Source organism: Streptomyces sp. NPDC003691 (genome assembly GCF_053981115.1).
Genome location: NZ_JBSFNQ010000149.1, coordinates 1 through 11,216, shown reverse-complemented (window position 1 = coordinate 11,216; position 11,216 = coordinate 1). Strand labels below are relative to the sequence as shown.

Here is an 11,216-nt window from a genome sequence, read left to right as displayed (position 1 = left end):
AGACCAGCACCAGTACGGTCACGAAGCCGACGACGGTCTGGGTGTTCTGGCGGACGATGCCCTGGTAGAGCTGGTAGCCGACGCCGTGGATATTGGGATCAGGTCGCAGACCCGGTCGACCTCGTCCACCGTCACCCCGGTGCCCGTCGGCAGCATGACGACCCGGCCGCTGAGCCGCTCGGTCCGCGGCAGCGGCAGGGGAGTGTGGCGGGCGGGGTCCCGGACGTACGGTTCCGTACGGTGGCAGCCGGGGTGGAAGTGCGTACGGGCCAGCACGTTCTCGGCCGTCAACACCGCGATCAGATCGTCCCGCCGCAGCCCGGCCGCCGCCTCGTCGACCTCCAGGACGATGTACTGGTAGTTGATGTCGTTCCCGGGCAGCGGGCAGCGCAGCTCGATGCCCGGGATGCCGTCGAGGCCCGCGAGATAGTGCTCGTGGCGTTCGCGGTTGACGTCGATGAGGTACGGCATGTTCTCCAGCGATGTGATGCCCATCGCCGCGGCGACTTCGGTCATCTTGGCGTTGGTGCCGATCGTGGAGACGTACTCGCCCTCACCGCGCCCGTAGTTGTGGATGGAGCGGATGGCCTCGGCGAGTCCGTCGTCGTCCGTGACGACCGCGCCGCCCTCGAAGGAGTTGATGAACTTGGTGGCGTGGAAGCTGTAGACCTCGGCGTCGCCGAAGTTGCCGACGGGCCGGCCGTGGCGCAGGCTCCCGATGGCGTGGGCGCTGTCGTAGAAGAGCCGCAGGCCGTGCTCGTCGGCCAGGGCCCGCAGCTCCTCGTCCGGGGCCGGGTGGCCCCAGAGGTGGACGCCCATGATGCCGGTGGTCCGGTCGGTGATCAGCCGCCGGGCGTGCGCGGGGTCGATATTGCCGGTCTTCTCGTCGATCTCGCAGAAGACGGGGGTGACCCCCTCCCACTGGAGGGTGTGCGCGGTGGCGATGAACGTGAACGACGGCAGGATCACCTCGCCCTTCAGCCCGCTCGCCCGGATCAGCACCTGGAGGGCGACGGAGGCGTTGCACATGGCGATGGCGTGCTTCACGCCCGCCGTGCGGGCCAGATCGCGCTCGAACTGCTTGACGAGGGGGCCGAAGCTGGTGAGCCAGCGGCGGTCGATGGCCTCCCTGATCCGCCGTAGGGCGCTCTCCTCGTCGGGCACGTTGGGCCGGCCGACGTGCAGCGGTTCGGCGAACTCGGGCTTGCCGCCGAGGATCGCGAGCTCGCGGTACATACCCACCTCAATGCTGAGTGACGAAGTCCCGGAAGGACTGGATCATGTAGTCGGTCATCTCCGTGGTGATCCCCGGGTAGACGCCGACCCAGAACGTGCGCTCGGTGACGATGTCGCTGTTCTCCAGCGAGCCCGCCACCCGGAAGTCCCGCCCCTGGTAGGCCGGGTGCCGGGTCAGATTGCCCGCGAACAGCAGCCGGGTGCCGATCTTGCGTCCTTCCAGGAACCGGACGAGATCGGCCCGCTCGAAGGGGGCGCCGGGCTCGATGGTGACGACGAAGCCGAACCAGCTCGGGTCGCTGTCCGGGGTGGCCTCCGGCATCCGCAGCCACGGCAGGCCGTCGAGGCCCTCGCGCAGCCGTCGCCAGTTGGCGCGGCGCGCGGCCCCGAAGTCGTCGAGCTTGGCCAGCTGGGTGAGGGCCAGGGCGGCCTGGACGTCCGTCGCCTTCAGGTTGTAGCCGATGTGGGAGAAGATGTACTTGTGGTCGTAGCCGTACGGCAGATCGCCCAGCTTGTACGAGAACCGCTTGCGGCAGGTGTCGCTCTCGCCCGGCTCGCACCAGCAGTCCCGGCCCCAGTCGCGCAGCGATTCCACCAGCCGGGCCAGGACCAGATTGCTGGTCATGACACAGCCGCCCTCACCGGCGGTGATGTGGTGGGCGGGGTAGAAGCTGACGGTCGACAGATCGCCGAAGCCACCGGTGGGCTTGCCGCGGTAGGTGCTGCCGACGGCGTCGCAGTTGTCCTCCACCAGGAACATGTCGTGTTCCTGCGCGAGGTCGGCGATCTCCTGGGCGGCGTACGGATTGCCCAGCGCGTGCGCGATCATGATGGCGCGGGTGCGGGGTCCGATCGCGGCGGCGATCCGCTCGGGCGTGGTGTTGTAGGTGCCCAGTTCGATATCGATGAACACCGGGGTGAGACCGTTCTGCACGATCGGGTTGACCGTCGTGGGGAAGCCCGCGGCAACGGTGATCACCTCGTCGCCGGGCTTGAGGCGGGCGTCGCCCAGCTCCGGGGCGCAGAGCGCCGAGAGCGCCAGCAGATTCGCCGAGGAGCCGGAGTTGGTCAGGTGCGCCTTGCGCAGCCCCAGCTTGCGGGCGAAGCGGCGTTCGAAGGTCCGTGAGGACACCCCGGCCGCGATCCGCATCTCCAGCGCGGCCTCGACGATCGCGATCCGGTCCTCTTCGCCGAGGACGGCCCCGGAGGGCAGGATCGGGGTGACCCCGGGGTCGAACGCGGTGTACGGGGCGGCCTCGCGGTCGAACTTCCGCACCAGCTCCAGGATCGCGGCCTTGGTGGCCGCCCTGCCTTCGGTCTCCGCCGTGGCGGCCATCAGTCTCTCCAGGTGTCGCGGGCCGTCGCGGCGCGGACGGCCTCCATCGGCTCGGTGTCGCGGACGGCCCGCGGGCGGTGGCGGCCGGGGCGCTCCCGGCCCGGCCGCCACCGCCCGCGGGCGCGCCGGTTCAGGAGGCCCGGTACTCGGCCGTCAGCTTCTCCAGGACGGGCACGAACTCCGTGGGCGACGGCTCGGCCAGCATCTCCCGGCGCAGCCCGTCGGCGGCCTCGGCGAACGACGGCTCCGTCAGCAGGCGCTCCAGCTTCGCCCGCAGGCTCTCGGGGGTGGCCTCGTGCGCCTGCTCGTACAGGCCCGCCCCGGTCGCCTCCAGCCGCCTGGCCTGGTAGTAGGACTCGGCGAAACCGATCTGGGGCAGCACCAGCTGGGGTACGCCGTACCGCAGCGAGGTGGTGTACGTACCGCCGCCGCCGTGGTGGATGATCGCCGAGCAGCTCGGCAGCAGCAGGTTCAGCGGGGCGAAGTCGACGATCCGCACATTGTCCGGGACCGTGTCGACGGCGGCGCGCTGCTTCTCGCTGAGGGTGGCGACGACCTCGATGTCGAGGCCGGACACGGCATCCAGGAGCCGGGGCACGGAGGCGAAGTCGCCGCCCGCCCGGTCCAGGGTGGTGCCCAGGGTCAGACAGACCCGGCGGCGGGCCGGCGGCTCGCGCAGCCAGTCCGGCACCGCGGACGAGCCGTTGTAGGCGACGAACTGGAGACCGTGGTTGACGGTGTGGTCGCTGGTGGTGCGGAGGCTCGCGGGCAGCTGGTGCAGCGAGAACTGGCCGGAGGTCAGATCCTCGTCATAGGTGGCGCCGTGCCGCTCCAGGATCGGCTCCAGCCAGGCGATCATCGGGTCGTGGCGGTCGCCCTCGGGCTGCTCGGCCTTGCGCTGGAGGAACTTGTCGCGCAGCGGCGACCAGATGTCCGAGCCCCACAGGATCCGGGCATGGGCCGCGCCGACCACCTTGGCCGCCACCGCGCCGGAGTAGGTGACGGCGTCCCAGATCACCAGGTCGGGCTGCCACTCCTTGGCGAACTCGACCAGCCCGTCGACCATCGGGTCATTGAAGAGACCGAAGGCGAACGGGACCGTGATGCCGTAGAAGCCCTGGAAGAACTCCCAGGTCAGCTCCGAGTACGGCATGGTGAACGGGTCGAACGTCTTGGCGTTCTCCTCGCTCTGGGTCCCCGCGTACTGGGCCATGATCTCGTACAGCTGGTGGTCGGTGCCGACCGGGACCGCGGGCAGTCCGGCGGCCGCGGTGGTCTCGGTGAGCGCCGGATGGCTGGCGACCCGGACCTCGTGCCCCGCGGACCGCAGCGCCCAGGCGAGCGGCACCATGTTGTACAGGTGCGACTTCTCGGAAACGGTGGCGAACAGGACTCGCATCGAGCGTCCTTCCTCAACTGGTCTGCAGGCGCCGCCACCTCGCCCGGAGGCGGCTGCCGGTGGGGCGTGATCGGGGTGAGGGGTCCCGCGAGGTCTCCGGTCCGGTGCGCGCGGCCGTCCGGTCCGGGCCGGTCCGGACGTGCCGTCCGGCGGATCGCGACCGAGCCTAGGGTCGGCGCGAGGGGCCGACCAACCCCTAGGAGGCGGCTCCGTCCCAGGTCCGGGGTGTGTAGGGGGGGAGCCAGCGGGGAGCTAGGGGTTGTTGCGTCCGGTGGGCCCCCGGACAGTGTTGAACATGATCGACGACCCTCATGGTCCTGTGCTGTTCGCGGGGATCTCCGCCCGGGGCCAGCTCAATCCACTGCTCACCATGGCGGGGGAACTCGCCGCGAGAGGGAGACGGAACCTCTGGTTCGCCTCCGACGACGAAGTCCGGTCCGATGTCGAGGCCCTGGCGGGCGAGACGGATGTCGGCTTCTTACCCCTGGGCGATCCGATCCGCCGGGTCACCCCGAGCCTCTGGAGCGACGAGGCGTACCGCGCGGCGACCGCCCAGTCGAAGTGGCGCAGCTATGTCGCGTTCATCCGGGAGTCCCTGGACGTCGTCTCGTTCACCGAGAAGTACCGGGCGCTGGACGCCGAGGTCGCCCGGATCAAACCGGCGCTGATGGTGGTCGACTCGGCCAGTGTCTACGCCGTCGAGGTCGCCATGACCCGCGGCATCCCCTTCGTCCTCAGTGTGCCGTTCCCGGTCAGCGGGCTGTTCCTGCCCCGGCTGCCGAAGGACTACCCGACGCCGTTCTCGGGCCTGCCGCTGAAGATGACACTCCGCCAGAAGCTCGCCAACCGGCTGTTCCGGCTGCGGTTTCTGACCCTGCCGCTGCAGAAGGGCATCGCCCGCCAGGCGATGGCGTACCTGGAGAGCCGCAAGAAGCTGGGCATCGTCAACCCCGGTGGTGACGTCGGCGCCCGGATCGACGCCGCGACCGCCGTCTTCGCCTACTCCGTCTTCGGCCTGGAGTACGCCTTCCCGGCCCCGGAGAAGCTCAAGATGCTGGGCGCCGTGGTGCCGGGGCGCACCGGCGGCGGGGACGACGGCGGGCTCGCCGACTGGCTGGACGCCCGGGAGTCGGTCGTCTACATGGGCTTCGGCACCATCACCCGGCTCTCCGCCGAACAGGTCGCGGGCCTGGTGGAGGTGGCGCGCGGCCTCGAAGGGCGCTGCGCCGTGCTGTGGAAGCTGCCCAAGGCACAGCAGGAGCTGCTGCCGCCGGACCGGGAGCTGCCGGGCAATCTGCGGATCGAGACCTGGATACCGTCCCAGTTCGATGTGCTGGCCCATCCCCGGGTGGCCGCGTTCGTCACCCACGGCGGCGGCAACAGCGTCAGCGAGGGCCTGTACTTCGGCAAACCGCTGCTGGTGCTGCCGCTCTGGCTGGATTGTCATGACCTTGCCGTACGGGTCGTGGACAGCGGTGCCGGTCTCGCGGTCGGCACCGCCCGCGGCTTCGACACCGGCGAGGTCGCCGCCGAGCTGAACCGGGTGCTGTCCGAAGAGGGCTTCGCCGACCGTGCCCGGTACTGGGCGGAGCGGCTGCGGGCCGGGGGCGGGGTCGCCCGGGCCGCGGATCTGATCGCCGCCTACGCCGACGCGAGCGCCCGGGGCGAGCACCCCGGGAGCGCGGACGGCGCCCGCACCGGCCGGTTGGACGGAACGGCCGGCACAGACGGCGGGGACGGCGCGGACGGCGGGGGGCGGCCCGCCGGCGCCTGAACCGCCCGGGGCGGGGCGCGGACGCACACCGCGCCCCGCCCCGCCTTCGTACCCCGTACGCCCGAAGGGCCGCCTCCGGAGAGGCGGCCCTTGGCTGGTGCCGTACCGCTGCCGTACCGCCGCCGGACGGCGGTCAGCGGGAGAGATTGCGGTAGCGCCGTACCGACAGCGGTACGAAGACCGCCATGATGACCAGCGGCCACACCACCGCCATCAGCACCGGATGCTGGAGCGGCCAGGCCACGTCCGTCATCCCCGCGCCCGGGTTCCCGAACAGCTCGCGTACCGCCGCCACCGTCGACGACATGGGGTTCCACTCGGCGAAGGTGCCCAGCACGACCGGCATGGCCTGGGTCGGCACGAAGGTGTTGGCGATCATCGTGAACGGGAAGAGCAGCGGCATCATGATCCCGGCGGTCTCCGGCCCGCGGACGAGCAGCCCGATATAGAGGCCGACCCAGGTCGCGGCGAGCCGCAGGAGCAGCAGCAGTCCGAACGCGGCGGCGGTCTCGCCGAACCCGCCGTGGAACCGCCAGCCGACGGCCAGACCGCACAGGAACATCAGGGAGATGTCGAGTACGGCGTTGAGCACCTCGGCACAGGTCTGCCCGACGACCACCGCCGAGCCGGACATCGGCATCGAACGGAAGCGGTCGGTCACCCCGCGGGCCACGTCCGTGGCGACCGCGACCGCCTGCCCGGCGATCCCCAGCACCATCGCCTGGGCGAACATCCCGGGAATCAGGTACTCGCGGTAGTTGCCGCCGTCCGGCACCGCGATCGCGCTGCCGAAGACATAGCCGAACAGCAGGATCGAGATGACCGGGAAGAGGAGGGTGCCGATCACGCGCTCGGGGGAGCGGACCAGATGGGTGAGGTACCGGAGGGTGACGGTCCAGGTGTCCGACACCGCCCACCGGAAGCGCTCCGTCGGGGAACCGGGGATCACCGGGGAGGGGATCATGGTGTCGCAAGCTCCTTCTCGGACAGGTTGTCGGCCGGCTGTGCGGCGGCCCCGGTGCCGGTCAGCCGCAGGAACACCTCGTCCAGCGTCGGCCGCCGCAGCGCGATGTCCGCGACCGCGATACCGGCGTCGTCCAGGGCCCGCACCACCCCGGTGAGGGTGGCCACCCGCTCGGCGGCCGGTGCGCTGACCCGGTTCAGGTCGGGCTCGACCTGCGGTTCGGCGCCGGTGACGGCAGCCAGTACCCGGACCGTGTCGGGGATCTGCCGCCGGTCCTGGACGACCACCCCGACCTGGTCCCCGCCGATCCGTGACTTCAGCTGGTCGGGGGTGCCGTTGGCGATCACCCGGCCGGTGTCGATCACGGCGATCTGCGACGCCAGCTGGTCGGCCTCGTCGAGGTACTGGGTGGTCAGCAGCACGGTCGTGCCCTGCTCCACCAACTGCCGGACGTCGTCCCAGACCTTGTTGCGGTTCCGCGGGTCGAGACCGGTCGTCGGCTCGTCGAGGAAGAGCACCTGCGGCGCGATGATCAGGCTGGCCGCCAGGTCCAGCCGGCGGCGCATACCACCGGAGTACGTCTTCGCGGGCTTGTCCGCGGCCGCCGTGAGACCGAAGCTGTCCAGCAGCTCCTCGGCACGCTCCCGGGCCCGCCGCTTCCCCAGGTGGTAGAGCCTGCCGAACATCACCAGGTTGTCGCGGCCGGTCAGCAGATCGTCCACGGCCGACGCTTGGCCGGTCAGCCCGATGCGCGCCCGCACCTGCACCGGCTCGGCCGCCACGTCGAAACCGGCGACCGTGGCCCGTCCGCCGTCCGCCTTCAGCAGCGTGGTCAGAATGCGAACGGACGTCGTCTTGCCCGCCCCATTGGGGCCGAGCAGGCCGCAGACCGTGGCCTGCGGCACGGCCAGATCGAATCCGGCGAGCGCTTTGGTGGGCCCGTAGTTCTTTTCCAGCCCTTCAGCCAGAACGGCTGTCTCTCTGGTTCCCACGCCATTTCCTTTGCGCATCGAATGACACAGCGGGCCGAGCCACCGGAAAAGGAGCACGGCTGGCACCGGCGAGCCCTACCATCAGGCGACCCTACGGGCGGCGCCCCGGGGCGAGTACCCCTAACCCGTCCCCGCCAGGACCGCAACCACCAGGCAGGGGCGGTTAGGGGGTGTTGTGGCCCGGGCCCCGCGACTAGGTTTCGCCGGGATCGCTTGATTGCTGAAATGCCGGGCCTCTGCGATGAATGGAAATCGGCTGTGAACGACATACTGAGCGCGCTCATCTCCGATGAAGCCACCGCCGCGGATATTGCCAACCTGCCGCTTCCCGAGAGTTATCGGGGTGCCGTCGTCCGCGATGACGAAGTGGACATGTTCGAGGGTATGACGACCGCGGAGAAGGATCCCGCGAAATCGATCCACCTCCAGGACGTTCCCACCCCCGAGCCGGGTCTCGGCGAGGTGGTGGTCGCGGTGATGGCCAGCGCGGTGAACTACAACACCGTATGGAGCGCCATCTTCGAACCGCTCCCCACCTTCGCCTTCCTGCGCCGCTACGGCCGCACCAGCGAACTCGCGGCCCGCCACGACCAGCCCTTCCATGTCATCGGCTCCGATATGTCGGGCGTCGTCCTGCGCACCGGTCCCGGCGTCACCCACTGGCGGCCCGGCGACCGTGTGGTCGCGCACTGCCTCTCGGTGGAGCTGGAGGCCCCCGACGGCCATGACGACACCATGCTCGACCCGGCCCAGCGGATCTGGGGCTTCGAGACCAACTACGGCGGACTCGCCGAGATCGCCCTGGTCAAGGCCAACCAGCTGATGCCCAAGCCGGAGCATCTCTCCTGGGAGGAGGCGGCGGCCTCCGGGCTGGTGAACTCCACCGCCTACCGCCAACTTGTCTCCCGTAACGCCGGCGGTATGAAGCAGGGCGACAATGTGCTGATCTGGGGCGCCGCGGGCGGTCTCGGTTCGTACGCCACCCAGCTCGTGCTCAACGGCGGCGGGATCCCGGTCTGTGTGGTCTCCAGCGACCGGAAGGCCGAGATCTGCCGGGCGATGGGCGCCGAGGCCATCATCGACCGCAATGCCGAGGGCTACCGGTTCTGGAAGGACGAGAAGACCCAGGACCCCAAGGAGTGGAAGCGGTTCGGCGCCAGGATCCGCGAGTTCACCGGCGGTGAGGACGTCGACATCGTCTTCGAGCACCCCGGCCGTGAGACCTTCGGCGCCTCCGTCTACGTCACCCGCAAGGGCGGCTCCATCATCACCTGCGCCTCGACCTCCGGCTACCAGCACGAATACGACAACCGCTATCTGTGGATGTCGCTCAAGCGCATCATCGGCTCCCACTTCGCCAACTACCGCGAGGCATGGGAAGCCAACCGGCTGATCGCCAAGGGGAAGATCCACCCAACGCTCTCCCGGGTCTATCCGCTGGCCGACACCGGCCAGGCCGCCCGCGATGTCCACCGCAACGCGCACAGCGGGAAGGTCGGGGTGCTCTGTCTCGCGCCCGAGGAGGGCCTCGGAGTCCGGGACCACGAGCTGAGGGCCCGGCACGAGACGGCGATCAACCGGTTCCGGAACCGCTGAACGAACACGACACCAGGGGTGGGGACACCAGGATGAACACAGCGACGGGGACGGCCGGCGGATCCGGCACCACCACGGGGGACCCGGACGACCGGGACGCCGCGGCGACCGCCGGGCCGGACACCACCATCGGCATCGTCGGTGTCGTGGGTCTCGGCGCCCTGGGCGAGGGCATCCTGCACACCCTGAGCGACGCGGGCCTCGATGTCATCGGCGTCGACACCGACCCCGACGCCCTCGCCCGGGTCGGCATGCGGCTGAAGACCGGCGAGCCCCGGACGCTGACCCTCACCTCCGAACTCACCGCGCTGGCCCGTGCCGACCTCGTCGTCGAGGCCGTCCCGGACCAGCTCGAAACCAAGGCCGCGGTACTGCGGGGCATCCACGAGGTCTGCCCGCCGGACACCATCATCGCCACCAGCTCGTCGGCGCTGCCCGTCCAGCACCTCGCGATCCTCTCCGGCCGCCCGGACCGGACCGTCGGCCTGCGCTGCTTCGTCCCCCCGCCGGTCGGGGAGACCGCCGGTGTCGCCGGTACGGCGGCGACCGCGGAGGAAACCGTCACCGCGGTCCGGGCCCTGTTCGCCCGGGTGCACCGGGACCGGCCGCCGGTCACCGTCGGCCCCGGCGCCCGCGACGCCGCCGACGAACTCGTCCTCGGCCTGCTCAACCGCGCCGCCGCCCTGCACGGCCAGGGCTACGCCACCCGCGAGCAGATCGACACCGCGATGAAGCTGGGCTGTGCCCTGCCCGCGGGGCCGCTCCGCATGCTGGACCTCATGGGCCTCGACCGGGCCGCCGAACGCCTCGCCGAACTGGCCCGGGCCACCGGTGACGAAGCCTTCCGGCCCGCGCCCGCGCTCACCGCACTGATCGCCGAAGGCCGCCTCGGCCGCCGCGCCGGCCACGGCTTCTACCGCTACGACGAGGCGGGGGAACCGCTCACCGGCGAGGCGAGCGCCCGTACCGCGGGCACCCCCCGCGAGATCCGCCGGATCGGGGTCGTCGGCGCCGGGCTGATGGCCAAGGGGATCGCCGAGCTGACCGCCCGGGCCGGGCTGCCGACCGTGCTCGCGGCCCGCAGCGCGGCCCGGGCCGCCGAGGCCGTCGCCGGGATCCGCGGCTCCCTGGACCGCTCCGTACGCCGGGGCAGGCTCAGCCCGGAGGCCCGGGAAGCCGCGCTGGACCTCATCACCCCCTCCGGCTCGCTGGCCGACTTCGCCGACTGCGACCTCGTCGTCGAAGCGGTCGCCGAGGACATCGCCGTCAAGCGGGCGGTCTTCTCCCGCCTCGACGCCGTCGTCCGGCCGGACGCCGTACTCGCCACCGCCACCTCCAGCCTGTCCGTCGCGGACTGCGCGGCCGCCACCGGCCGCCCCGACCGCTTCGTGGGACTCCACTTCTTCAATCCGGCGCCCGTGATGCGGCTCGTCGAACTCGGCCGCACCGACGACACCTCCGACGCCACTCTCGCCACCGCGCGCACCCTCTGCGAGCGGCTCGGCAAGACCCCCGTCGAATGCGGCGACCGCGCCGGATACATCGTCAACTTCCTGCTGCTGCCGTACCTCAACAGTGCGATGCGGCTGCTGGAGGACCGCGATCTGGACCTCGCGGAGGTAGACGCCGCCGTCGAACGCGGCTTCGGCTACCCCATGGGGCCGTACGCCCTCCTCGACACCATCGGCCTCGATGTGTCGCTCGCCATCCAGCGGAAGCTCCACCAGGAGTTCGGCGAACCCGCACTCGCCCCGGCCGCCCTGCTGGAGCGGCTGGTCGGCCTCGGCCATCTGGGCCGCAAGACCGGAATGGGCCTGCGGACCTACTGAGCCGGACGGACGGAATACGGCGGCGGCGGCCGGATGCCTCAGCCGCCTCCTAGGGGTTGGTCGGCCCCTCGCGCCGACCCTAGGCTCGGT

Annotated in this window: 7 protein-coding genes and 2 pseudogenes; 3 read left to right on the top strand and 6 right to left on the bottom strand. The window is 71.0% G+C overall.

All coding sequences use genetic code 11. The features are described 5' to 3' along the window. From ACWDR0_RS33320 to ACWDR0_RS33305, 4 genes and pseudogenes are all read right to left on the bottom strand, one after another. Positions 1–94: pseudogene (locus ACWDR0_RS33320) on the bottom strand (ABC transporter permease); the annotation flags it as partial. A 17-nt stretch (positions 95–111) separates the two neighbouring features. After that, a pseudogene (locus tag ACWDR0_RS33315) lies at positions 112–1,236 on the bottom strand (aminotransferase class I/II-fold pyridoxal phosphate-dependent enzyme); the annotation flags it as partial. Between the two features lie 7 nt (positions 1,237–1,243). After that, positions 1,244–2,572 carry a lipopolysaccharide biosynthesis protein RfbH gene (gene rfbH, locus ACWDR0_RS33310; protein WP_456355566.1) on the bottom strand — a complete coding sequence of 443 codons (1,329 nt, stop codon included), beginning with the start codon at positions 2,570–2,572 and terminating at the stop codon, positions 1,244–1,246. A gap of 130 nt (positions 2,573–2,702) precedes the next feature. Continuing rightward, a complete protein-coding gene (locus tag ACWDR0_RS33305; protein ID WP_456355565.1) occupies positions 2,703–3,971 on the bottom strand; it encodes an activator-dependent family glycosyltransferase in 1,269 nt (422 codons plus the stop codon). Positions 3,972–4,266: 295 nt separating this feature from the next. Between ACWDR0_RS33305 and ACWDR0_RS33300 the strand changes: the two genes are divergently transcribed. Further along, positions 4,267–5,745 carry a glycosyltransferase gene (locus tag ACWDR0_RS33300; protein WP_456355564.1) on the top strand — a complete coding sequence of 493 codons (1,479 nt, stop codon included), beginning with the start codon at positions 4,267–4,269 and terminating at the stop codon, positions 5,743–5,745. Positions 5,746–5,878: 133 nt separating this feature from the next. On the opposite strand, the gene ACWDR0_RS33295 is transcribed toward ACWDR0_RS33300, so the two are convergent. Together ACWDR0_RS33295 and ACWDR0_RS33290 are read right to left on the bottom strand one after the other, a co-directional pair. Next, positions 5,879–6,709 carry an ABC transporter permease gene (locus ACWDR0_RS33295; RefSeq protein WP_456355563.1) on the bottom strand — a complete coding sequence of 277 codons (831 nt, stop codon included), beginning with the start codon at positions 6,707–6,709 and terminating at the stop codon, positions 5,879–5,881. Then, positions 6,706–7,701, bottom strand: a complete 996-nt coding sequence (locus tag ACWDR0_RS33290; RefSeq protein WP_456355562.1) for an ATP-binding cassette domain-containing protein — start codon at positions 7,699–7,701, stop codon at positions 6,706–6,708. The genes ACWDR0_RS33295 and ACWDR0_RS33290 overlap by 4 nt, the downstream gene beginning before the upstream one ends. Positions 7,702–7,959: 258 nt before the next feature. On the opposite strand from ACWDR0_RS33290, the gene ccrA reads away from it, so the two are divergent. Together ccrA and ACWDR0_RS33280 are read left to right on the top strand one after the other, a co-directional pair. After that, positions 7,960–9,297, top strand: coding sequence for a crotonyl-CoA carboxylase/reductase (gene ccrA / locus ACWDR0_RS33285; RefSeq protein ID WP_456355561.1), 1,338 nt, complete (start codon positions 7,960–7,962; stop codon positions 9,295–9,297). 32 nt (positions 9,298–9,329) lie between these two features. After that, positions 9,330–11,126, top strand: a complete 1,797-nt coding sequence (locus tag ACWDR0_RS33280) for a 3-hydroxyacyl-CoA dehydrogenase family protein (RefSeq protein WP_456355560.1) — start codon at positions 9,330–9,332, stop codon at positions 11,124–11,126. The last annotated feature ends 90 nt before the right edge of the window (positions 11,127–11,216 follow it).